We start from the raw sequence: 23360 nt of genomic DNA, 5'->3' as shown, positions 1-23360 counted from the left end.
TCCCGGGCAGCTCGCTTTTTTTCATCGCTAGAATAGAGGACTATTCATGCTCTTTATTCGCCAAAACGGTTCAATCGAACGCGAAGAAAATTATATATTTCCTCCGCGATGTTGACATTGCAACAGGATTCAATGCCCTCAAACCCCGGGGATGAATTCGCTTCGCATATTTTATAATGATCCCCGTCAAACAGCAGATCGATCCCCGCAATATCCAGGTTCAGCAGCCGAGCCGTTTCCAGTGCCAGCCACTCCATTTCGGGGGTAATTTCGTAAGGTTCCACGATCCCGCCCCGCGAATAATTCGCCTTGAAGCTGTCGTTTCCGGAGCTGCGCTTCATGGCAGCCACCGCCCGTCCCCCGATCGTCAGAACCCGCAAATCCATCCCGCGGCTGGATTCGACAAATTCCTGCAAAATCATCGTCGCATTTTCTTTGTAGGCATTGATCATTTCCAGCAGATCGATAAATTTGGATTTCGTCTCGGCCAAAAATACGCCGCTTCCCTGGGACCCGGAAATCGTCTTGACCACGACCGGAAACCCCAGGTGCTTTTCCACCAAATTAACATCCACTTTGGACCGGATCAGCATCGTCTTTGGCACCGGCAAGTTATGCTCCGCCAAAATTTGCTGGGTGAATAATTTGTCCTTAACCGTGTCGATGCTTTGCGAGGAATTGAACGTCCGCACGCCAAGCCTTTCCAGATGCCGGATCAAGGCCAGTCCAAAATAGTTCGTTCCCGCCCCCATCCGCGGCAAGACGAAATCAGGCAACTGCAGTACCTCTCCGTCCACCATCACGCTCTTGCGGTCATCCCTTGTCACGATCAGCTCAAACTGCTCCGGAGCGAGCACGCGGATTTCGATCCCCTGCTGCTCCGCCTCCTCGACAAGGCGCCGGATTTCGTACATTTCAGGCTTTACATCCTGGGGTAAATGCTTGTAAATAATCCACCCTATCAACGGAGAATCCCCCTTCGGCACATGCTAGGTTTACATAAATTTAAACTACCATACCAATTCATGATTTATATGATGAGAATGTTTGCTTCATGTAAAAATAGCAATTCCGGAAAGCCCGCCTCGATAACACTCTAGATGATCAGACCATTTTCCATGGATGTTACCTTTTGAGTCAGGGCAAAGTACTTCAGCTTAGCCAACTTCTCTTTTGCCTGAGACTGCGTAAGAGTAAACTTCAGTTTGTTCATATCGAAAGCGGAGATAAATCCTTTTTCAAACCGGATATAATTGTTGTTGTAATCCTCCAGAGCATCCTGGCTCTGTTCGGTCGCTGTCAACACCTGAAGATACGCGGTTTCCGCTTCGTTATAGACTTGATCGATTTTCTTGGCTTGCTCTACTAACAGCTGTTCTCCTTGCATCTCCTTAATCCGGGTACTTATATCCAAGTAATCCTTCCCGTCCTCACCCGAAGTATTCGTATGAACCTCTTCCCATCTCGCTTGCTCAATATCGTTGTATTTTATTTTAATATCATAAGATTTAGCCAGAATCTGGTTTCTATCCTTCCGTTCGACAGGCTGGGGTTCCGTTAGGCTGACCTCTTCGAGAACCAAGTCCGGTTTGTATTCGATTCCCAAATCAAAACTGAGTTGCACCAAATCGACTTGATAGGCTCTTTCCAAAATTTCCAACTGTTCCTTTTGCTCGCGAACAGCCCGTTTTGCCTTCACGATGTTTTCTTTGGATCCGCCCCCCAGGCTTTCCAGGCTTTGAGCCCTCACTACATCATTCTCAAGCAATTCGATATACTCCTTGGTTGTATCGATCTGTTCCTTCTTCGACAACAATGTCACATACTCCGAGGTCATTTGCAGTTTCGTAGCCTCTTTAGCTTTATCCGACTCCACCAATGTTGTCTTTTTGTTGGTATCCATTTGCTCGATCGCAATTTCCAATTGATTTCGCTGAGAGCGTATTAATTTGTTCATTCCCTCAACGATATCCCCCATCCCGTCCAACATTTTATTGATGACCGTGTTCGCCTCAATCGTAGGGCCTAACCAAACCAATTGCTCTGGTTTAGTCGTATTGGGAATACCGTATTTGGGATCGCCCACGATATCGCCTGGGCTCGTCGGCAGCCTGTAGGAAGGCACGGAGCCAGCATCCGGCAGATCTTCTTTTTGGGCCTTCAAATCATCCTGCTTATTATCCAAGGCATTGAATTTCAACTGCAGTAGAGACAAATTGTAAGAGTTGTCGACGGCCATTTTGATAGCGGACTCCAAATCCAAACGGTCTACCTTTTTCAAATCGGTTAACGGATTATTATCCGCTGAAACCGGTCCATTTCCGAGAAATAGCAGCAATGCTGCAATTGCAAAAATCCCTTTTTTCATAACAAGGCTTCCTCTCAACTAAATTCGGACTCTTCCTGAACTTCATCCCTAAACAGAGGTGGTTGTGGATTGCGCAGCACTGAATGACTGTGTTGTAACTGGAACTACATGGTCAACCATGTCCATTTGTTGTCCTTCATCCAGTTTACGAAAGGAGATAAACCGGGAATAAAGCAGTGCCGACAACAAGGTGATTAATCCGATTACAGCAGTGGCGACACAATTGTTCAAAATGTGATGAGTTGGCAATCCCTTTAACATAACCGTCCGCAATGAATCGAGAAAATAAGTTAACGGCAATCCATGCGCTATGAATGACAGGAATTTAGGCATGGCTTCCAATGGCCATGAATGACCCGATAAAGAAAACGACGGGAGGGCGACCAGCATCGAAATCTGCAGGGCCACAATTTTGTTTGGAGCGACCAGGCTGAGAAAATAGCCAATGGAACTCACCGTGAAAGAGAACACGACTCCCGCCAGCAGGATAGACCATACCGAGCCATGGAATGACAACTTAAATACCGATGTAAGGATGGACAATACTACAAAGACATTTAGCACACTTACTATAAAGTAAGGAAACATTTTTACAAAAGCTATTTTCCAAGGACTTCTTTTCCATGCGGCAAATCTGTCCCAAGTTTGATCTTCTTTTTCTCTAGCCACGGACATCCCTACGGCCATAAATATCACCTGCTGCAACGTCGTGGCCGCCATCCCGATCACCAGAAAATCCTCATAATCAAAAGTTGGATTGTATAGCGTCCGGGCGCTAAATGGAATGTTTGATAAAGTCGTGCTGATCTGCTCATCCTGAAGCCCCTGCTGCTGCAATTTTTTCGAGGATGCTCCAAAACTGTAAGTAGCGATGACTTCATTGGCCCCTTTAATCACGGAGTTTGTAATCATCAAGTTCGTCCCGTCGACAAAGGTAATGACCGGCGTCACCGTTCCATGCTTCAATTTGGCTTCCAAATCATAAGGGATAACGATGGCAGCTCTAGCCTCACCATTGTCGATGGCTTCTCTTACTTCCTTATTCGAATAAACTTCACCGACGATTTTAATCGATTGATGCGCATCCATCGCCTGGATGATTTCCTGGCTTAATTCACTGTGATCTTCATCATAAACGATGGTAGGAATTTCCGTTACGGCGCGCTGATTATATAGCGATGCAAAGAAAAACGTATAAAAAATCGGCCCTATAAGCAGGATTACAAAAATGACCCGGTCTCGCAGGATTTTTTTCCATTCATCCTGCAGGGCGCTTCCTACTGTAATGTTGTTCACTTGACCTCACCTGCTTTTTCTCCTTGGGACGTTCCGTTTTCCTTGCCGTACCATTCTAATGTCATACCGACCGGGACGCTTGAAGGCAAATCCATCAACTGCACCTTGACACCAAAAGAACGAATATCGAAGTCACCCGTATTCTGGGTTGCCTTCTGCGAAGCGAATGTGGCCGCTTGAGCAACGGAAACCACTTTCCCTTTAATCATTTTACCGCTTGACACCAACTTGATATTTACGATGTTTCCTTTTTCGAGGCCCGCCATGTCCGTTTCCGGCAAATAAAATTTAGCGGTTTTGATGCTCTTGGTTTCCTGCAGCGTAAATACCGGAAAACCCGAGCCCACAATTTCGCCCAATTGTGCGGATTGAGATACGATATACCCGTCCGCCGGGGCAAACAATTTAGTGTAGCTCAGATAAGTTTTCGCTTCGGACAAAGCGGCGGATGCTTGCTGTTTGCCCGACTGTGCCGTATGTAGCGCCGCTTCAGCTTGTTGAACCATCGCATCCGCCGCATCGACATCCTGCTCTTTGATGGCCACCTGAGCCTTGTTCGCCTTCGCCAAACCTAAAGCGGCCTGCGCTTGATGAAGTGCTGCCTCGGCGGCCTTGATTTCTTCCGTACGCGCGCCTTCCTTGGCCAATGCAAGCTGTTCGGCGGCAGCGTTATAAGAAGCTTCCGCCTGTACATTTGCTACTTTGGCTTTATCCAAATCAGCCTGACTAACCAATCCTTGGGCAAAAAGCTCTTCTGTACGGCTCAAAGTATCTTTCGCCACTTCCAAAGCTTTGTTTGTGGCGTCCGCCTGGATTTGAGCCTGATTGATTTCTTGCGGCCGAGCTCCCGCTTTTAGCGCATCCACCTTGGCTTGAGCCGCCGCAACGACGGCCTCGGCTTGCTCGATTTGCTTATTAATTGTTTCTGAGGTGAGCGAAACCGCACCTTTCCCTTGTTGTTTTTTGGTCTTGGCTGCATTGATGGAAGCTTGCGCCTGACCAATTTGCCCCTCGGTTACGGCCACGGCCGCTGTGGCTTGGGCAACCTTGGCATTAACCTCCTGACTTTCGATGTAAGCAAGAACATCTCCCTTCTTAACCTCGTCCCCTTCTTCCACCAAAATCTGCTTGATCCGTCCTCCGACTTTGAAACTAACACTGGATTGATCGGCTGCAACAAAAGCGGTCGGACGATTAACCTGTTCACTGCCCAATGTAATTTGATTCGAACTGACAATCCAAATGCCGGTCGCGATCAGCGCACAGATAACTACATAAATTGAAATCTTGGCAATCCATGAAAAATTAAATTTTCCCATTTCCGTTCTCCCCATATCCCTATGAAATTTCTCTTTATTCCTGATTTCTTACCGAAAGCCCGCCCGCCAAGAAAACTCTGATAAACTCTTTAATTTGCTCTTTAGTCAAGGGCTCATTATTTTGATTCCAATCTACGGTTAATGCAATATAAAGCTTTAGCATCACAAAAGAGATGATCTTTGGATCAAAAGATTGGATTTCACCATTTTGGCCGGCAATCAAGATTTGCTTCTCCAAGTAGCTTAATATCGCACTCTCCACTTTATCCAATCCTTCTTTAGCTTGCTGCGTCCCGAAACTGCGAACCTCCTGAAACAATTTGGCCAGAAGTTCATGCTTGCTTCTGTATTCCAATAGAGCATCCATAATTTGGTACAAATTCTCGAAAAAAGGTCTATCCTCCCTTATTGTTCGGTCAACAATGAGCTTCATTTCCGCAATAATCGAACCGAGAATTTCATCAAAGAGTTCTTCTTTATTTGAGAAAAAAGTGTAGATGGTTCCTTTGGCCACATTCGCAATTTTGGCTACCTGGTCCATGGTCGTTGCTTTATACCCGAATAGTGAAAAGGACCGTTCTGCCGCCTCCACTACCCAGTCGCGACGATTCACTGCTTCCGCCAAGAAATACTCCCCCCCACGAAAAATTGTACCGATTGACCAACTTGTAATTATGGTCATTTAGTCAATGACTATAATACCACTTCCTCAATTGGATGACAATTCCTCAGCGCAATTTTTTTTATTTCATTTTTTACTTCTTAAATCTGGCATAAAAAAACCTTATTCCGGTCTTCCCAGAATAAGGTTATATATCATGAAAATTCTATTTATTACCGTCCGCCCGTCCGGAAGCGCTGCGCATACGCCTTTGCATCCGCCGCCGTTTTTACGCGGTTTCGGCTCCACTCCAACAGGATGCGGTCGATATACCGGAAATGGACTTTTCCGGCAAACACCGCTTCCTTCAAAGCCAGCAGAATCAATTCCTCCGCGTAGCCATCCTGATCCATCCAACCGGAAATGGTCTCGCATTCCATCGGAGACAAGGGACGGGCGAATTCTTTCTCAAAAATGACAAAGAGATTTCGCTCCTGCTCCTCTCTAGCGGCCTCCGGTAGATTTCGTTCTTCGGCTTGCCGTTTCGCGGCGGCAGCTCGCAGCTGAGCCAGATGCATACCCAGCTTCTCGTACATACCGGCGAGATTGTAATATTCCGAGCGGATGCCGGTCGAGGTCTCTTCCTCATCATCGATGCTGAGCCATCCGTCCTTCAACAACCTGCGGATCATCTGGGACAACTCATCCGGAGCGGTTCCCATCCGCCGTTCCAATTGATCCAGGGTCGGAAAATCGTTGCGTTCCTGTTTAAAGGCGAGCAGCTGAAGAAGCAGCATGACCTCTCTGTCGGTCAAGCGGAGATCCCGGTAATGCGCGAGCAGCGCGAGCGGAATATTCACCGTCCCCGATTCCAGGCCGAACGAAATTCCTTTGGCCCATATTTTCCAGCTATCGGTCATCCCTGCAAGTTCTCACCTTTCCTATGGATACAGGCGGTACAGCATACGAGGGAACGGAATCGTCTCCCGAACATGATCCAGTCCGCAAATCCAGGCTACCGTCCGCTCCAGCCCCAATCCGAAGCCGGAATGAGGAACAGAACCGTATTTTCTTAAATCGAGATACCATTGATAGGTTTCCTGCGAAAGATTGTGCTCCTTGAAGCGTGCTTCCATCAGCTCTGGATCATCGATCCGCTGCGAGCCGCCGATGATTTCGCCATAACCTTCCGGAGCGATCATATCGGCGCACAGCACCACTTCCGGGCGATTCGGGTCCGGTTTCATATAGAACGCTTTAATTCCTGCAGGATAGTGCGTAATGAAGACCGGTTTGTCGTAACGCTCGGCGATCGCCGTTTCGTGCGGCGCCCCGAAGTCTTCGCCCCAAGGAATATCAAAGCCCTGGGTGTGCAAATATTCAATCGCTTCATCATACGTAATGCGCGGGAAAGGAGCCTGGATCTTCTCCAGCTTCGAAATATCCCGTCCTACCGCTTCGAGCTCGGCCCGGCAGTTCGCCAGAACCGATTGCACGACATGGGAGATGAATTGCTCTTGAACTTTCAAGCTCTCCTCATGATCCGTAAACGCCATCTCCGGCTCAATCATCCAGAACTCGATGAGATGTCGGCGCGTTTTCGATTTCTCCGCCCGGAAGGTCGGGCCGAAGGAATAAACCTTCCCCAGCGCCATCGCGGCTGCTTCCATATACAGCTGGCCGCTCTGCGTCAAATAGGCGTCTTCGTCGAAATATTTCGTATGGAATAAGTTTGTCGTTCCTTCCGCACTGGTCGGGGTCAAAATTGGCGGATCCACCAGCGTAAACCCGTTCTTGTCAAAAAACTCCTGCACCGCGCGGATAATTTCCGCACGGATCACCATAATGGCGCGCTGTTTCGTCGAACGCAGCCAGAGATGACGATGATCCATCAGGAAGTCTACGCCATGCTCCTTCGGGGTAATCGGGTAGTCTTCGGTCAAATGGATGATTTCCAGATCCGTAACCGTCATTTCATACCCGGATTGACTGCGCGGCTCCTCGCGGATCACGCCGGTCACATACATCGAGGACTCCTGGGTCAAGCTCTTCGCGTTGTTCCAGGTTTCCTCCGACACCTCACTCTTTACGACAACCGCTTGAATATAGCCGGTGCCGTCCCGGAGCTGCAGAAACTGGATTTTCCCGCTCGAACGTTTGTTGTTCAGCCAGCTCCCGATTACGACGGTTTCACCGACATGCTCTTTCACCTGACGGATCACTGTTTTGATCGCCATGTTTAACCTCTCCTCTAACGTCACCTGATATAAAAAATACGCTCTATCCCAGATTACTTCATTTCATTCACGATACGCAACGTATCGCGGGCGATTACGAGCTCTTCGTTTGTCGGAACGACAAGGACTTCGACTTTGGAGTTTGGCGTCGAAATCCGGCGCGGATCGCCCGAACGAACCTGGTTCAATTCCTTGTCGATTTCCACACCGAGATAGGTCAGGTTCTCACAAACCTTCTCCCGGACAATCGCGGAGTTCTCGCCGACGCCGGCCGTGAAGATGATGACATCGACACCGTTCATAGCCGCCGCGTACGAACCGATGTATTTGCGCAGACGGTATTCGTACATTTCAAAAGCCAGCGTCGCGTTCGGTTCGCCCTCCGCCATACCGTCGGTGATATCGCGCATATCGCTGCTTGCGCCGGAAATCGCCAGCAAGCCGCTATGTTTATTGAGCATGGAATTCACTTCATTGATCGTCAGTTCTTCTTTATTCATGACAAAAGGAACAACCGCCGGATCCAGGTCACCGCTGCGCGTACCCATAATCAGACCTTCCAGCGGAGTCATCCCCATAGACGTATCCACGGAAATACCGCCCATGACGGCTGTCAAGCTCGCGCCGTTACCGATGTGGCAGGTAATGATCTTCAAGTCTTCAATCGGACGATTCAAAAACTCGGCAGCAGCTTTGCTTACATAAGCATGCGACGTCCCGTGAAAACCGTACCGACGCACTTTATGTTTCTTGTAAAGCACTTTCGGAATCGCATAAAGATAGGCTTTCTCGGGCATCGTTTGGTGGAAAGCCGTATCGAACACGACCGTGTGCGGTACATTCGGCAGGTTGGCTTCAGCGGCCGAAATCCCCATCATACTGGCCGGATTATGCAGCGGAGCCAGGTCGAACAACCGGCGGATCTCCGATTTCACTTCACCGGTGATCAGCGCGGAGCTCTTGAACGCTTCGCCGCCATGCACGACGCGATGGCCGACGGCATCGATTTCATCGATCGACTCCAATACGCCATGCACCTTATCGGTCAATTTATCCAACACCTTGCGGATTGCTGTCGTATGCTCGAGAATATCGCTGACCTCGGTTACTTCTTCCTTCCCCGTCGGTTTATGCGTCAGAATGGAGGAATCCATTCCGATCCGTTCCACAAGCCCCTTGGCCATGACGGATTCGTCCGTCATATCGTACAGTTGGTATTTCAACGAGGAGCTTCCCGCGTTAATAACTAGAATTTTCATATCCGGTCACCATCCTTGTCGTATTTGAAAAAGCCTTCGCCCGTCTTCACACCGAGTGAGCCCGCGCGAACCATTTTTTTCAGTACAAAGGAAGGGCGGTATTTCAGCTCTCCGAATTCGCGGAACATCCGCTCCAAAGCGGCAAGCACGGAATCGAGCCCGAAGCGGTCGGCCATTTCAAGCGGACCGTATTGGAACTGGTATCCGATACGCATCGAGTCATCGATATCCTCGGCGGTGGCCACGCCTTCGCCAAGCACATGGAGCGCCTCGTTGATCATCAGACAGATGATCCGGGAAGTGACGAAGCCCGGGGATTCGTATACCATAATTCCGCGCTTATCGACAACTTCCTCCACAAACCGCTTCGTTTCTTCAAACGTGGAGTCCGAAGTTTTCAAGCCGCGGATAATTTCCACGAGATTGATTTTGGCTACTGGATAAATAAAGTGCATGCCGATCACGCGCTCCGGATACATCGTCGACCCCGCGATCTCCGTCAAGCTGAGCGTCGATGTGTTGCTGGCCAGAATAATATTGCTCGGACATACTTGGTCGAGCTGTTTGAAGACCTCGCGCTTGGCATTCAAATCCTCCGAAATGGTCTCGATCACCATATCGCAGGTACCGAGTTCGGCAAAATGCGTCACTTTATGAATTTTGGATAAGATCAGCTTCTTCTCCGCCTTGGTAATCGCCCATTTCTCGAGCTGTTTGTCCAAGCTTGTTTCGATCATGCTGTACGCATGGTTTAATTTCTCCGTCGTCTCTTCCACGAGTAGCACGTCGAGTCCTTTGGCCGCCAGCATTTCGCTGATGCCTTGGCCCATCGTGCCGCCACCAATGACACCTATTCTTTTGAAGTTCATGGTCCTCTCGCTCCATCCTTTCATGGTCTCTCCATAATATTGTACCCCTGATGTCGAATAATACATCATTTTATACCCAACATATAATAATATCTTAGCACGAGCAAAAAGTAAAAAAAAATAACCGGCATGATAAATCATGCCGGTAAAGTCAAGCTGTCACGAAATTGACAACGGAATTGATCGCCGGAAAGGCGCTCTTCTTTAAGCAAAATTTCCAGAGAACGGTCGAATACGGCCGAATGGTCGATCAAAATCTGTTTGGACCGGGCCGCAAGCTCGTCCAGAATCTTGGAGTTTTCTTGCATCAACACCTCTTTGGTTACCATGTCCATATTCACGATGCCCAGCGAGGTCAAGCCCGAAGTCATCATCGTCTGCACCAGGTTCAACGCCTGTTCGAAGTCGTTGCTGGAACCGGTGCTGCGCCCTCCGTAGTAAATTTCCTCCGCGGCAGCTCCCGCCAAGGCGATGATAATCTGCCCTTCAATATAATGCTTGGTGTACAGGTATTTTTCCTCCTGCGGATTGTGGCGCACATATCCCAGCGCTCTGCCGCGCGGGCTAAGCGCAACCTGGTTGACGCTCCCCGGAGCGACGACCTCGGCGGCAACCGCATGGCCAAGCTCATGCACGGCCACGCGCCGCTTCTCTTCTTCGGTCGATTGACGGTCTGTTTTTTCGCCCATCATGACCTTGTCGATCGCCATCGATAGATGACTTTGTTTAATTTCCTCCAATTGATCGCGCATCGCGTAAATCGCCGCTTCGTTCATCACGCTCTCCAGTTGGGCGCCGGAGAAGCCGTAGGATTCCTCGGCCACCTTGTCCAAATTCACTTCCGCATCCAGCGGCTTATTCTTCGCATGAATCTCCAAAATATGACGGCGGCCCTTCTTGTCCGGCAGATCAACCTGGATATGCCGGTCAAAACGGCCCGGGCGCAGCAGCGCGCTGTCCAGCATCTCTTTGCGGTTCGTGGCCGCGATCAGCAAGACCCTCGGCGTATCGGACGTATAGATGCCGTCCATTTCAGTCAGCAGCTGGTTCAGCGTCTGGTCATACTCGCGCTGTTGGCCGCCTTCCCGTTTGCCGCCGATCACATCGATCTCATCGATAAAAATGACAGCATTCTCTTTGTTCTCCTTCGCCGCGCGTGTGCGGGCGTCCTTGAACAAATCGCGAATCCGGCTGGCCCCGACGCCTACGTACATCTCCACAAATTCGCTGCCCGATGCCGCGACAAACACGGCGTTCGTGTACTGGGCGGCCGCTTTCGCCATCAGCGTTTTGCCTGTTCCCGGAGGCCCGGTCAGCAAAATCCCTTTCAGCGGGCGAATCCCGAACTTTTTGATCTCTTCATGACGCACCATAAAGTCGAGGGCTTCCCGGAGTTCCTGTTTGGCGCTGTCTTGACCGCCGATCTCTTCAAACGTAAGCCCGGGCGACGCCACTTTCTTCCGCTTGCGCTCCTGGGAAGCCGTCGCGACGATCCCGCCGCGCATTTTAACGGCCGTAAGCAGTGCGCCCACCATGACGAGACCGACGAGCAGCGGAATCACATTATAGCCGATAAAAGCGAGAAAGATGAGGAAAACCGGGACAAATCCGGCCGCAACTTCAATCATCCACTTACGCATTAGGCCACACCCCCATACTTTGCGGTACGCGAGGCAAAATAACAAACTTGCTCGCCTTCTCATCGGTTAACGTAATATACACGTTCTTATCGTCCATTTCCGCTTTGGCCGAAACGCCTTCGGTCTGCTTTTGCAGTTCATCCAACGTAGTCGTGATATCGGTGTACTCTTTCTTTTCCATAGCTTGAGCGATCGGGAACAAGGCCTTGTCCCACAATTCGTTCAGCTTCTCTGAGGCTTTGTCTTCCACGACCACTTTTACTTCGCGGCTGCCGATCCATTTGCCGCCTTCCCGCTCAATTTGCTCAACGAGGCTGCCCAAATTCGTTCCGGGCTCCAAATCAAGTTTCAACTCCACCTGTTTTGGGGTAATATCTGTTTGTACACTTTTTACGCCTTCCATAGAATTGATTTTATGCTCAAACGGGCTCTCAACCGCCCATTGTCTATACGCAAACCATCCTCCGAACAACAACAGTGCGGATACGGCCACACTTGCCACAATCGGTCCAACACGCAATTTCACGTTGAGGTCCTCCTTGCTGTAGAAAAATATAATGATAAGTATATCAGAAAATGGTAGACAAATACGCAAATTAAACTTACAAAGATGAGTATATCACATCGTATATACGATTTCGAATCAAGTTGTGAAATTATTTTAAATTTTTACGAAAAAAGCAGCCCAATGGGCTGCTTTTTGTTCTGAAGTTGATCTTACCGGTTGGGTAAAGTAAATACTTCCTCCAACGGCTCTCCATCGCTGAATCGGAAAAACCGGTAAAAATGATGGGCTTTCTCTTTGTAAAAGAGCTGCCAGACATACTGGTTGTTGTATATCCCCGGCATCAACCGGACAGGGGTTATCCCCGGAAATTTGTCTTTAATGATCTTGCGAATTTGACTCTCCGATACGCCTTCGGAAAGGGGCTTTACTTCCGGATTCCCCTTTTCCGGCAGCCAGACCATGACTTCCCGGCCGCTTTCATCCTTCCCCTGAACGACCCAGCACACTTGGTCCCAGACGGATTTCCAGACCTCATCGGCCTCGGTCAGTCCGGTTTCTCGCATCGCCCGCTGAATCGCTTGCTTCTCCCCCTGCCGTAGATCCTGCTGTACAAAAAGATAGAAGCGGTGAAGCCCGATGAGGACGAGCCCCAACATCAGAAGGGAGAGCAGGATCCACTTGGTTCTGTTCCTCAACCTTCTCTTCCTTTCCCCGATCGGCGTAGTTTCAACATACAGTAGATCGTCTTATCGGCCGAGAAGGCGCTCGAACGCAGCTTGGGCTTCAAAACGTACTTTTTCCTCATCAAGCGTCAGGCAAGCGCCATGCTTAACCACTTGCTTGCCGTTTACCCAAACATGCTCCACATCTTTCGGTCCCGCCGAATATACGATATGGGAAATATAGTCCGTGCGGGGCAGAAAATGCGCCTGTTCCGTATTCAGGGCGATAAAATCCGCCTTCATACCGGCGGCGAGCCGGCCCGTATCCTCAAGGAACAGCGCCTTCGCCCCGTATTCCGTACCCATGCGAAGCGCCTCTCCCGCCGGGACCGCCGTCGGGTCTCCCGACACGCCTTTATGAATCAGCGCCGCCAGGCGAATCTCCTCAAACATGTCGAGGTTATTGTTGCTGGCGGGTCCATCCGTTCCCAGCGATACGGTAACGCCCGCCCTGAGCAACTCGGGCACGCGGGCTACGCCGCTGGCCAGCTTCAGGTTGCTCCCCGGGTTGTGGGATACCGTTACCCGGTGCTCCGCCAAAACGCCGATCTCCTCGTCCGTCAGATGGACGGCGTGGGCCAGCAGCGTCGGCCGATTGAACATCCCGAGATTCAGCAGGTGCTGAACCGGGCGGACGCCGTAATCGGCTACATTTTGCTCCACCTCGGCTCTCGTCTCCGACATGTGCGTGTGCATCGGCAAATCCAGCTCATGTGCCGCCTGTACAATTTTCTCAATGTAATCCGGAGGGCAAGTATATGGAGAGTGCGGCGAAATCATGGTGGTGATTCGTCCGTCCGCCTTGCCGTGCCAATCGCGCGCAAAGCTCACCGCTTCGTTCAGCTTGCTTTGCTGCACCTCAGGAGGACAGAGCCCGATTACGCCGCGAGTCAATACGGCGCGGATTCCCGATTGATCCACGACGGAAGCTACCTGTTCCATATGGTCGTACATATCCAAAAAGGTGGTCGTTCCGCCCTTTAGCATCTCCAGCACGGACAAGGCCGTTCCCCAATATACATCCTCGCCGGTAAACTTCGCTTCCATCGGCCACATTTTCTCCTGCAGCCACTCCTGAAGCACCATGTCGTCTCCATAGCCGCGCAAGAGCGACATCGCCGCATGACCATGCGTATTGATCAACCCGGGGAGAAACAACAGCCCCTTGCCGTCAAACGTTTCGGCCCCTTCCACGCCTTGCGGGCGCTCCGTTCCGACGTATGTGATCCGGTCTCCTTCGACCAGCATATAGCCCCGGATGATCGGGGTTTTCTGATCCGGCACCGCGAAGGTACCGTCTTTAATCAGCCATTTTCGCGTCATGTTCCGTATGTTCCTTTCCGCCATCCAGATAATAAGCCAAACTCATCAAATCGGTTGTGAAATCCGCCGCATGCACGCGCACTTCCGAAGGCACCTTAAGGATGGTTGGCGCAAAATTCAAAATCGCTCCGATTCCCGCAGCCACCAATTGATCGGCAACCCGCTGCGCTTCCACATCGGGTACGGTGATGATCCCGATGCGGATGTTGCTGCTCCGCACCGTATCCACCAGCTCCTCGATCGGCTGAATCGTAATATGGTTGATCTGCGTCCCGATTTTGTGGGGGGATGCGTCAAAGACCGCTACAATTTTCATATTATCTTTCACATACGCGTTATAATTGGACAACGCGTGGCCAAGATTACCGGCCCCGATCAAAGCTACATTAATTTGCTGATCCAGGTTCAGAATTTGGCGAATTTTCTCGATCAGATACGTTACGTCGTAGCCGATTCCCTTGCGCCCGAAATCTCCGAAGTAAGCCAGGTCTTTACGGATTTGCGCCGGATTCAAATCCAGCTTCTGCCCAAGTTCCTGCGAAGAGACCGTAGGCACCTCCCGGCGGCTGAGTTCATTGAGAAAGCGCAGGTACACCGGCAGGCGGCGAACCACTGCATCCGAAATTTTTTCCGATTTCATCAAATTTCCCCCTACTTACACGATTTGAGGAACACTTACGATTCCCCGGCGTTTAACCATTCCGAAATTCGAGGCACCATCTGCTCCAACGGCATATGCTCCATTTTCGGTCCGGGCAAAGAATACAAGAAGTATTTACCGTAATAGGATTCCAAGATCCGAGTATCATAAACCACCACGATCCCGCGGTCCTGCGAGGACCGGACCAGTCTGCCGAAACCCTGTTTAAAGCGGATAACGGCTTGGGGAACGGACAGTTTCATGAACGGGTTCTTCTTCTCTTGCTGCAGCCTCTCGCTTTTCGCCTCCACCAGCGGATGGTTCGGAGGCTGGAACGGCAGGCGAACGATTGCCAGGCTCGTCAAGGCCTCGCCGGGAATGTCAACGCCTTCCCAGAAACTGCTCGTGCCAAGCAGAACTGAGGCTTGCTGTCCTTGAAACCGGCGGGTCAGCTTCGTTCGGCTTCCGCTGTCCATCCCCTGCCCGATTACGGTGATCCCCTGTCCGGCAAGCAGCTCCTTCAGCGGATCATACACCTGCCGCAGCATCCGGTATGACGTGAACAGGACCAGCATTCTCCCGTGGGTGGCGATCGCCGTATCGGCCAAGGACCGAACGAGCGTAGAGACAAAATGGTCGTCTCCGACACTGCCTTTCACGCTCGGGAAATCCCGCGGAATGACAAGTAAGGCCTGTTCCCGGTAATTAAACGGGGACGGAAGCATAGAGGTGTTGAGCCGCTCCTGCTCCGCCGCTTCGGTCAGCCCCAATTGATCGATCATGTACTGGAAGGACTTGTCGACCGAGAGGGTCGCCGAAGTCATCACTACACTTTTCTTCTTGTTGAAGAAAAATTCCTTCAATTGGGTGCTCACATCGATCGGCACCGCAAAGATTTGCAGCGATTTGCTGCGGTAATTGCCATTGCTCTCGATCCAGTAGACCGTGCTTAAGTCTTCAAGCTTGATAAAAAAGCGAAGCGCTTCCCGCTCGGTGGCGAGATCTTTCAGCAGCCCGCCGATATCGGTGATCAGGCTGTCATAGCCGTAGTCGTGCTCATCGTCTTTTAACTCGCCGATCAGCCTTTCCCCTTTGCGGATCACGTCGCCCAGAGCGGTATAGATCTGGTTCTCCAGCGCAGACAGGGCCTCCCACTGCTTCGGTTTCTTCTGGGGCAGCAGGCGCAGCACAAATTGCCCCGGATCCCCGGGCGCCGCGTCGCTGCGTTCCGGCATTAAGCCGAACATCTGGTCCGCCAGCCGATCCCAGATTTCCTTCACATCGACCAGTGTCGGATACAGCCCGTCGATGACGGAGCACCACTCGGCCGATTTTTCGCTCCCCGACTGATCCAGCATCACGCGCAGATTCGGAAATTGGCCTGTCTTGCTGTCCTTGAACAGCCGGGTGAGCGTATGGACAACGGTGAAATATTTCATTTGGAGCCCTAGGTGTTTCCCGGCGACTTCCTCCAAATGATGGGCCTCATCGATCACCAGGCGCTCGTACCCGGGCAGCAGCTGGTGTCCGGCCTGAATATCGGTAAACAGCTTGGAATGATTGGTGATGACCACGTCCGCTACGCCGGCTTCATGCTTCGCTCTGTGGTAGTAGCACTTGCGGAACCAAGGACAAGAGCGGCCGAGGCAGGAATCGGACTCGCTCGCCACCGTCTCCCAGAAGTCCCCGCCGCGGTTTCCGAGGTTCAATTCCTCGTCGTCGCCCGTTTCCGTGTGCGCCAGCCACACAATCATCTGGGCGGCGGTGATTACCTCTTCCTTAGGTGAGGCAAAGTCTCTTCTATTAATTTTATGTTCAAATTTGCGCAAACACAAATAGTGCTGCCGCCCTTTGAATACGGCGGCCCGAAACGGAAACGGAACCGCATCAGTAAGCAAGGGGACATCCCTTTCCCTAAGCTGCTCCTGCAAATTGATCGTATGCGTGCTGACCATCACCTTATCGTCCTGTTTGACACTATGATAGATGGCCGGCAAAAGATATCCGAGCGATTTTCCCGTTCCGGTCCCCGCTTCGATCAACAAGTGCTTGTCCTCGGCAAACGCTTTGCCGACTTCGGACAGCATCATATTCTGCGCTTCGCGCTCCTCGTATTCCGGCAATATCGTCTTGAGACGCTCCCGCACCTGATCCATAAACTGCTCGAACGAGACGTCCTTGAGCGGATTGTCGGAAAGGCCATTCCTGGCCGGCTCGATATCCATCCAGTCCTCAACCTGGAGCGCAAACTGGCGGTAATACACAAAACCGTCCGGGCTCGGCTCTCCTTCCCGCTCTCTCTCCTGAAGCATGGCGTCGAAGAACCAGCCGAGGTCGCTATCCTCGCCGGCGAACAGGTCGGCCAAACGCTGAACCACCAGAAGCGGCAGCCCTTCCAGCTCCTCCAGACACTTCAGGAAGATCAGTGCTGTGGCCAAAGCGTCGCTGTCGGCCTGATGGGGGCGTTCATGCTCTACGCCGAACTCGACAGCGACCATCCCCAGTTGATAGGTTGTCAGCGAAGGAAAGAAGATTTTCAAGAAATCCATCGTATCGAGAATCCGCCCGGTAAAGGGCAAATACCCTGTCTTATCGAGCGCGCTCTGCAAATAATTGAAATCAAAGGCTACGTTATGGCCGACGAGTACGGCATCGTTCAAGAGCGGAACCAGGTCCACCATCACTTCATCCAGTTCCGGCGCATCCTTGACATCCTCTTCCGTAATTCCCGTCAGGTTCGTAATAAACGGCGGAATCGGGATTCCCGGTTTGACAAAGGAACGATACACTTGGGAAATATTCTGTTCTTCATCTATAATGGCAAGCCCTACTTGAATAATTTCATCAGAGGACTGGTTTCCTGTCGTTTCAAAATCGAGTACGGCATATTTCATTGATTCCTAAGTCCCTTTCGTTCCAGTCTCTTTTACAGCATAACAGAAGTGATCCGATTTGAAAATTGCGTGAAGCGGACGGGAGGCCTCCTTCCAGAAAAAAACGATGTCTCCCGCGATCCCGGGACACACCGTTTCTTCCGAGTACATCAAATTACGCTAAATCAAGATAAGTTCATTTTAAAGGAGGGAGGTCAGTTCATTCCCGTACTTCAGCTTTCCGGTGCTTCGCATGCAGGCTTCCAAGTTCGAAAGCGGCTCGGCCAACGAAGGATCATGATAGTGCGCCAGGGTAAAATACTCCTTGGCCTTGGCGCGGCCGCCTCTTTGCGCCTCGATGCAGCCCAGGGCGTTGTAAATAATCGACCTTAGCCGTTTATTCTCCGTCCCTTCCAGCACCCGCCAAAAGTGCGGAATCGCCTCATCGGTTTCCTCCATATGCAGATGGCACATTGCCAAATACGTTCGCGCCGAGGGGCTTTCCGGAAACTGTTCCAATGCCTGTTTAAAGTGGGTAAGCGCCTGCGGAAACATCATCAGTTTGTAATACCCCTGTCCTTTGACAAACGCATCGCAATCCATTTCGGGCAGCTTAGCGGCAAAATCGCCTTGGGGGCCTGCAGAACTCTGGCGCAACAAGCCCATCTTCTCTTCAAAGCTCAGCCACTCTTCGATAATTCCATCGCTCATCTGCTGAAGCAAATGCCATTTCTTTGCCAAATCCTGTTTCTGGGTGCCATGGGCTATTGGATAGAACTGAATAACCTCATCCAACATCTCATTCATTTCCGCAAACATGTGCTGAAACATCATCACCATTCACCCCTAACAAAATGAAGTCAGTGCGAGCCTTACGTTCATTTTTTGTTGAAGGCGGACATTTCATTCCCGAAGGGATTAATTGCTTGCGGCTTGAAGAGCCTTATCGCACCGTGGCATGCAGTTCCTGAGTCGCTTTCTCGACGGGCCGGTTGCCCGAGTCGACAAACACGACGGTTGGCTTATGGCTCCGCACTTCCTCGGCGGACAGCATCGCATAAGAAATGATGATCACCTGATCACCGGGTTGAACCAGCCGGGCCGCAGCGCCGTTCAGGCAGATGACCCCGCTGCCGCGCGGCCCCGGGATAACATAGGTTTCCAGACGGGCGCCGTTATTGTTGTTGACGATCTGCACCTTTTCGTTCTCCAGCAGATCCGCCGATTCCATCAGATCCTCATCAATCGTTATGCTGCCCACATAATTCAGGTTGGCCTCCGTCACCGTGGCCCGGTGAATCTTCGACTTCATCATCGTTCTAAACATGGAACTGCTCCCCCTTATTCATCAAAATCACGTTGTCGATCAAGCGGGTTTTGCCAAATTTGACCGCCAGGGCGACAAGGACACCCTCTTGCTCCGCGGTCTCGCCAAGCACGGTCCCGCCGTCAAGCGGCTCCAATGACGGAAAACGGACAACCTCCACATAGTCGATAACAGCCAGCGGCTCGGCCTCAATCGCTTGGATGACCGCCTTCCTGGCCTGCCCGGCGGTTATTTCCACCCCCGCTTCCACTTCCGTCTGAAGCTTTAGCAGGCTTCCGGAAAGGACCAGTGCCGCCTGGCGCTCTTCCGGGCTCAAGTATACGTTCCGGGAGCTCAGCGCCAAACCGTCGCTCTCCCGGATAATCGGGCACGGCACGATGCGGACGGGGAAATTCAAGTCCTCAACCATCTGCGCTACAACGGCCGCCTGTTGGGCGTCTTTCTGGCCGAAATAAGCTTGGTCCGGCCGGACGATATGCAGCAATTTCCCCACCACCGTGGTTACTCCGTCGAAATGGCCGGGCCGGGAGGCGCCGCACAGCGAGTCGGTCAACCCCTCCACCTTGATTTTCGTGCGGGTAGGCTTAGGGTACATTTCCTCCACCGTGGGCAAAAATACCGCGTCCACTCCCTCGCGTTCAGCCAAAGCCAAATCCTGTTCCTCCTTGCGGGGATAACGTTCAAAATCTTCGTTCGGTCCAAACTGGATCGGATTGACGAAGATGCTCAGCACGACCAGATCATTTTCCCCGCGTGCCCGCCGAAGCAGGCTGGCATGCCCTTCATGCAGGTAGCCCATCGTCGGCACGAAGCCGGTTTTAATTTTTTTTCCTTGCCGGACCGCCGCGTTAAAACGCTCTTCGCCCAGAAAATGGGCAAGCTCGCCGATTTTTCGAAATACCTTCATCCCCGGATCCCCGCCTTTCCTGGACCGTACAAATTGTCAAGCACGCCTTCTTCCGCGGCAAACACATGTTGCTCCGCCGGAAAAGCGCGGTGCTTCACTTCACTTACATAAGCGGCGATCCCTTCTCGAATCCTTGCGCCGATATCCGCGTACGTTTTGACAAAGCGTTTCTCGCGGTAATCGGGGTCATACTTCAGCAGATCGTGGAAGACGAGCACCTGGCCGTCCACGTCTCGTCCGGCTCCGATTCCGATGGTGGGAACGCCGATTTCCGACGTGATCGCCCCGGCGACTTCTTCCGTCACGAGCTCCAACACAATGCCGAATACGCCGGCTTCCTCCAGCGCCTTGGCATCGGCCAGCAAGCGTTTGGCATCCCGCTCGTCCTTCCCCTGGACGCGGTACCCGCCGATCTGATTGACGGACTGCGGCGTCAGTCCAATATGCCCCAGTACGGGCACTCCGGCTTGCACGATGGTGCGGACCGTATCCGCGATCTCGGCCCCGCCCTCCATTTTGACGGCGTGCGCATGTCCCTCCTGCATGATGCGCCGCACCGTTCGCAGCGTCTCATCGATGCTGCCGTGATATGTCATAAAAGGCAGGTCCGCCACGATAAACGTGTGCTGTGCCCCGCGGGCGACCGCCCGGGTGTGGTAGACGATATCCTCTGTCGTCACGGGAATGGTGGAATTGTGGCCGAGCACGACGTTTCCGAGCGAATCCCCGACCAGCAGCACATCGATCCCCGCCTCCTCAGCCAGTTTGGCCGAAGGGTAATCGTAAGCGGTGATCATCGTAATCGGCTGACCTTCCTGCTTCATTTTTTTCATCTTCACAATGTTTAGAGCTTGCTTTACTGCCATGGTTTTCCCCATCTCCTCCGGTTTCCCTTCGCATCATCACTAAGGATGGCACGACAAAAAAACCTTTTAGTTTACGCACTAAAAAGGTCCGAAATCCAAAGAAGAGTTACTAGCGCTCGTTCTTTCTGTCTCGGTCCTCTTCGGCTCAGAGCAGAATCCAACGTCATTTGTGAAACCCTAATTCTTAAACAGCTGTATTGTGCCCTCATGAGTGCAATTCGAAACTTCGATATCGCCTCATGAGGACAGTATAACAAAATGCGTTAGATTTTTCATCAGGCAAGTTGGACTTCCCCGGAAAAAAGCGTGTATGGCTCCCCATTCTCATCCAAGAGAACCAGTGCCCCGGACTCGTCCAAAGCATCGGCCACGCCCGACATTTCCCCTTGGGGCGTCTGTACCGTCACCCGTTTTCCGAGTGTAACGGACAACGCCTCCCACAGATGCCGAATCGGCGTAAATCCTTCCTGCTCATAAAGGAAGTAAAGCTCCTCCAGTTCATTCATCACGGCCGCGATCAAGGCGGCGCGATCCTGGGTTTGTCCGCTTTCGATTTTCAGCGATGTCGCCACCGGCTGCAAGTCGGCTGGCAATTCTCGGGCTTCCACATTCACGTCGATACCGATTCCCGCGATACAATATCGGATCCGTTCATCCTCGCTGACGGATTCCACAAGAATTCCGCACACTTTTTTGCCTTGTACCAGCAGGTCGTTTGGCCATTTAATGCCCGCATCGACGCCGCTTGTTTTCCGGATCGCCCGGCAGACCGCCACCGCGATAAGCAGCGTCAGTTGGGGAGCAAAGGAAAGCGGGCGCTCCGGCCGCAGAAGCAGGCTCATCCATACGCCTTTGCGCGGCGGAGAGAACCATTTACGGCCCTGCCGGCCACGCCCTCCCGTCTGCTCCTCGGCAACAACGAGAGCGCCCGAAGGCGCCCCCTGTTCCGCCAAAAGCCGCACCTCCTCCTGGGTAGAAGTGGTGACCTCCACCAGCTTCAGATGGCGGCCGAAAGAACGGGTCCGCAGCTCCTGCAGCACCCTTTGCGGGTCGAGCTTATCCGGTGAGTGGACCAAACGGTAACCCTTACGGGAGACGGCTTCAAACTCAAAGCCTTCCTCGCGCAGCTTATTTATTTGTTTCCACACTGCCGTCCGGCTGATCGACAGCCGTTTGCTGATCTCTTCCCCGGACAAGTATTTTCCTTCGTTTTGCCGGAACATGTCCAACAATTTATGATGCTCCATCTTCATTCACCACAACTTTCGCTTGCTCCAGCAAAATTTCCCGCGCATTGGGAAGTTCCCCCGAGGCGACCATAAACAAAAGCCGGTCCATCAACCTCCCAAGCCACGGTCCGCCCTTCCTTCCGGTAGCCCGGATCACATCCTCGCCGCGGATCGCCAGTTCCTTGAGTGTGTGTATCGGGATCTCCTCATGCCACCGGGCTTCTCGTTCATTCATAAGGTCCAGCTCCGCCTGCAGCTTCTCCGGTGCTTCGGCAAACCGCACGGCCAAGAGTCTGCGCTCCCGCTTCAGCCATAACGCCGCCATGTGCTTGCCGAAGCGAAGCTGGAGAGCAACCCAATGCTCCCTGAGCTGGCGGCTCCCGCCTGCTTCCTCCCTGCGGCTCTTCCAAAGCTCATCGAACAAGATGAGATCCGCGGTCCGCCGGGCAATGGCGTTCGGAAACGTCCACCGCTTCATCAGCTCGGCCGCCTCTTCACCTCCGACGCCAATCCCTTGCAACAGCAAGGTGTACCTAAGTTCGGGGGACTCTTCCGGCGGCACCGCGGCGAGCGCCTTCATCGCCGCCAGAGCATTATCCCCGGCAAGCGGCCGGAGCGCGGCGGGAGGCACCGGTGCTTTTATGTAGGGGAGAAGATCGCTTAGCTGCAGCAGTACCAGCCCGCGCAGCGGGTCGGGCCCAAGCAGCATCTTTTCGAATTCCGCCCGAATCCGTTCGATGGCGATAAACGAAATTTTGGAACGGCTCGACTTCAAGGCGGACCACAGGCTTTTGACCGGGCGAAACCCGAAGACGGAAGCGAACCGGATCGCCCGCATCATGCGCAGCGCATCCTCATCGAACCTTTCGCCGGCGTCTCCGACGCAGCGGAGGACTCCGGCCTCAATGTCCCGCCTTCCGCCGAACGGGTCGGTCAGATTTCCGCCCGCATCCGCGGCGATCGCATTCATCGTGAAGTCCCGCCGGCGCAAATCCTCCAACAGCCCGTCCACGAACTCCACCCGGGTCGGGTGGCGATGATCCTCGTAGTCGGCTTCCTTGCGGAAGGTTGTCACTTCAAAGGCTTCCTGCTCGGCCAAAACGGTGACCGTACCGTGCTGAAGCCCTGTCGGCACGGTGCGCTCGAACAACGCGAGCACCTCTTCCGGTCTGGCCGAGGTGGCTATATCCATGTCGTGCACCGGTCGGCCCATGATTTCGTCGCGAACGCATCCGCCGACAAAGTAGGCTTGATGCCCATGTTCCTGCAGCCGTTTAAGCACGTATTCCCCCTGATGACGCATCAGGGGGGGGACCATTCTCCAAAAACTCATGTTTTGCACATCCTCCATACGGCGGAGATCACGATTTCCGTCT

General features: G+C 52.3%; 21 protein-coding genes. All 21 read right to left on the bottom strand.

Translation table 11 applies throughout. From position 1 onward, the window contains the following. Positions 1–53: 53 nt before the first annotated feature. Positions 54–965, bottom strand: coding sequence for an ATP-grasp domain-containing protein (locus tag V4U84_RS10025; protein WP_334071534.1), 912 nt, complete (start codon positions 963–965; stop codon positions 54–56). Positions 966–1096: 131 nt separating this feature from the next. Then, positions 1097–2368, bottom strand: a complete 1272-nt coding sequence (locus V4U84_RS10020) for a TolC family protein (protein WP_334071535.1) — start codon at positions 2366–2368, stop codon at positions 1097–1099. A gap of 48 nt (positions 2369–2416) precedes the next feature. After that, complete coding sequence (locus V4U84_RS10015) at positions 2417–3664, bottom strand: ABC transporter permease (RefSeq protein ID WP_334071536.1); 1248 nt, start codon at positions 3662–3664, stop codon at positions 2417–2419. Further along, complete coding sequence (locus V4U84_RS10010; protein WP_334071537.1) at positions 3661–4983, bottom strand: HlyD family secretion protein; 1323 nt, start codon at positions 4981–4983, stop codon at positions 3661–3663. Before V4U84_RS10010 ends, V4U84_RS10015 begins: the two co-directional genes overlap by 4 nt. Before the next feature lie 34 nt (positions 4984–5017). Further along, positions 5018–5608, bottom strand: a complete 591-nt coding sequence (locus V4U84_RS10005; RefSeq protein WP_334071538.1) for a TetR/AcrR family transcriptional regulator — start codon at positions 5606–5608, stop codon at positions 5018–5020. A gap of 209 nt (positions 5609–5817) precedes the next feature. Then, positions 5818–6504, bottom strand: a complete 687-nt coding sequence (locus tag V4U84_RS10000) for a DnaD domain-containing protein (RefSeq protein ID WP_334071539.1) — start codon at positions 6502–6504, stop codon at positions 5818–5820. A 21-nt stretch (positions 6505–6525) separates the two neighbouring features. Next, entirely contained in the window at positions 6526–7821 is a 1296-nt protein-coding gene (asnS, locus tag V4U84_RS09995) for an asparagine--tRNA ligase (RefSeq protein ID WP_334071540.1), read from the bottom strand. Positions 7822–7874: 53 nt separating this feature from the next. After that, positions 7875–9080 carry an acetate/propionate family kinase gene (locus tag V4U84_RS09990; protein WP_334077131.1) on the bottom strand — a complete coding sequence of 402 codons (1206 nt, stop codon included), beginning with the start codon at positions 9078–9080 and terminating at the stop codon, positions 7875–7877. Beyond that, on the bottom strand, positions 9077–9949 hold the full coding sequence (locus V4U84_RS09985) for a 3-hydroxyacyl-CoA dehydrogenase family protein (RefSeq protein ID WP_148451947.1): 873 nt from the start codon (positions 9947–9949) through the stop codon (positions 9077–9079). The genes V4U84_RS09990 and V4U84_RS09985 overlap by 4 nt, the downstream gene beginning before the upstream one ends. 137 nt (positions 9950–10086) lie before the next feature. After that, complete coding sequence (locus V4U84_RS09980) at positions 10087–11589, bottom strand: AAA family ATPase (protein WP_334077130.1); 1503 nt, start codon at positions 11587–11589, stop codon at positions 10087–10089. Further along, positions 11582–12115 (bottom strand): hypothetical protein, encoded by a 534-nt coding sequence (locus V4U84_RS09975; protein ID WP_334071543.1) that lies wholly within the window; start codon positions 12113–12115, stop codon positions 11582–11584. The genes V4U84_RS09980 and V4U84_RS09975 overlap by 8 nt, the downstream gene beginning before the upstream one ends. 191 nt (positions 12116–12306) lie before the next feature. Then, positions 12307–12792, bottom strand: coding sequence for a cell wall elongation regulator TseB-like domain-containing protein (locus V4U84_RS09970; RefSeq protein WP_334071544.1), 486 nt, complete (start codon positions 12790–12792; stop codon positions 12307–12309). Positions 12793–12843: 51 nt separating this feature from the next. Further along, positions 12844–14142, bottom strand: a complete 1299-nt coding sequence (locus V4U84_RS09965) for an amidohydrolase (protein ID WP_334071545.1) — start codon at positions 14140–14142, stop codon at positions 12844–12846. Then, on the bottom strand, positions 14120–14782 hold the full coding sequence (locus tag V4U84_RS09960; protein WP_334071546.1) for a redox-sensing transcriptional repressor Rex: 663 nt from the start codon (positions 14780–14782) through the stop codon (positions 14120–14122). The genes V4U84_RS09965 and V4U84_RS09960 overlap by 23 nt, the downstream gene beginning before the upstream one ends. A gap of 35 nt (positions 14783–14817) precedes the next feature. Further along, a complete protein-coding gene (dinG, locus tag V4U84_RS09955; protein ID WP_334071547.1) occupies positions 14818–17676 on the bottom strand; it encodes an ATP-dependent DNA helicase DinG in 2859 nt (952 codons plus the stop codon). Between the two features lie 180 nt (positions 17677–17856). Further along, positions 17857–18489 carry a tetratricopeptide repeat protein gene (locus V4U84_RS09950; RefSeq protein ID WP_334071548.1) on the bottom strand — a complete coding sequence of 211 codons (633 nt, stop codon included), beginning with the start codon at positions 18487–18489 and terminating at the stop codon, positions 17857–17859. A gap of 109 nt (positions 18490–18598) precedes the next feature. Then, positions 18599–18982, bottom strand: coding sequence for an aspartate 1-decarboxylase (panD, locus tag V4U84_RS09945; protein ID WP_334071549.1), 384 nt, complete (start codon positions 18980–18982; stop codon positions 18599–18601). Beyond that, positions 18975–19889, bottom strand: a complete 915-nt coding sequence (panC, locus tag V4U84_RS09940) for a pantoate--beta-alanine ligase (RefSeq protein WP_334071550.1) — start codon at positions 19887–19889, stop codon at positions 18975–18977. Before panC ends, panD begins: the two co-directional genes overlap by 8 nt. Beyond that, positions 19886–20755, bottom strand: a complete 870-nt coding sequence (panB, locus tag V4U84_RS09935; RefSeq protein WP_334077129.1) for a 3-methyl-2-oxobutanoate hydroxymethyltransferase — start codon at positions 20753–20755, stop codon at positions 19886–19888. Before panB ends, panC begins: the two co-directional genes overlap by 4 nt. A 275-nt stretch (positions 20756–21030) precedes the next feature. Then, positions 21031–22002 carry a biotin--[acetyl-CoA-carboxylase] ligase gene (locus V4U84_RS09930; RefSeq protein ID WP_334077128.1) on the bottom strand — a complete coding sequence of 324 codons (972 nt, stop codon included), beginning with the start codon at positions 22000–22002 and terminating at the stop codon, positions 21031–21033. Continuing rightward, the gene (locus tag V4U84_RS09925; RefSeq protein ID WP_334077127.1) at positions 21989–23317 is read right to left on the bottom strand and encodes a CCA tRNA nucleotidyltransferase; all 1329 of its coding nucleotides are present in this window, start codon (positions 23315–23317) and stop codon (positions 21989–21991) included. The genes V4U84_RS09930 and V4U84_RS09925 overlap by 14 nt, the downstream gene beginning before the upstream one ends. Positions 23318–23360: the final 43 nt, after the last annotated feature.

The organism is Paenibacillus sanfengchensis, from assembly GCF_036864765.1.
Taxonomy (GTDB): Bacteria; Bacillota; Bacilli; order Paenibacillales; family Paenibacillaceae; genus Fontibacillus; species Fontibacillus sanfengchensis.
The sequence above is the reverse complement of the archived record's forward strand: the minus strand, read 5'-3'. Positions and strand labels throughout refer to the sequence as shown.

Coding starts and splice junctions, on each gene's coding strand:
- V4U84_RS10020 (WP_334071535.1), bottom strand. CDS start 2,368: ATGAAAAAAGGGATTTTTGCAATTGCAGCATTGCTGCTATTTCTCGGA.
- V4U84_RS10010 (WP_334071537.1), bottom strand. CDS start 4,983: ATGGGAAAATTTAATTTTTCATGGATTGCCAAGATTTCAATTTATGTA.
- V4U84_RS10000 (WP_334071539.1), bottom strand. CDS start 6,504: ATGACCGATAGCTGGAAAATATGGGCCAAAGGAATTTCGTTCGGCCTG.
- asnS (WP_334071540.1), bottom strand. CDS start 7,821: ATGGCGATCAAAACAGTGATCCGTCAGGTGAAAGAGCATGTCGGTGAA.
- V4U84_RS09990 (WP_334077131.1), bottom strand. CDS start 9,080: ATGAAAATTCTAGTTATTAACGCGGGAAGCTCCTCGTTGAAATACCAA.
- V4U84_RS09985 (WP_148451947.1), bottom strand. CDS start 9,949: ATGAACTTCAAAAGAATAGGTGTCATTGGTGGCGGCACGATGGGCCAA.
- V4U84_RS09980 (WP_334077130.1), bottom strand. CDS start 11,589: ATGCGTAAGTGGATGATTGAAGTTGCGGCCGGATTTGTCCCGGTTTTC.
- V4U84_RS09965 (WP_334071545.1), bottom strand. CDS start 14,142: ATGACGCGAAAATGGCTGATTAAAGACGGTACCTTCGCGGTGCCGGAT.
- V4U84_RS09960 (WP_334071546.1), bottom strand. CDS start 14,782: ATGAAATCGGAAAAAATTTCGGATGCAGTGGTTCGCCGCCTGCCGGTG.
- dinG (WP_334071547.1), bottom strand. CDS start 17,676: ATGAAATATGCCGTACTCGATTTTGAAACGACAGGAAACCAGTCCTCT.
- V4U84_RS09950 (WP_334071548.1), bottom strand. CDS start 18,489: ATGATGTTTCAGCACATGTTTGCGGAAATGAATGAGATGTTGGATGAG.
- panD (WP_334071549.1), bottom strand. CDS start 18,982: ATGTTTAGAACGATGATGAAGTCGAAGATTCACCGGGCCACGGTGACG.
- panC (WP_334071550.1), bottom strand. CDS start 19,889: ATGAAGGTATTTCGAAAAATCGGCGAGCTTGCCCATTTTCTGGGCGAA.
- panB (WP_334077129.1), bottom strand. CDS start 20,755: ATGGCAGTAAAGCAAGCTCTAAACATTGTGAAGATGAAAAAAATGAAG.
- V4U84_RS09930 (WP_334077128.1), bottom strand. CDS start 22,002: ATGGAGCATCATAAATTGTTGGACATGTTCCGGCAAAACGAAGGAAAA.
- V4U84_RS09925 (WP_334077127.1), bottom strand. CDS start 23,317: ATGAGTTTTTGGAGAATGGTCCCCCCCCTGATGCGTCATCAGGGGGAA.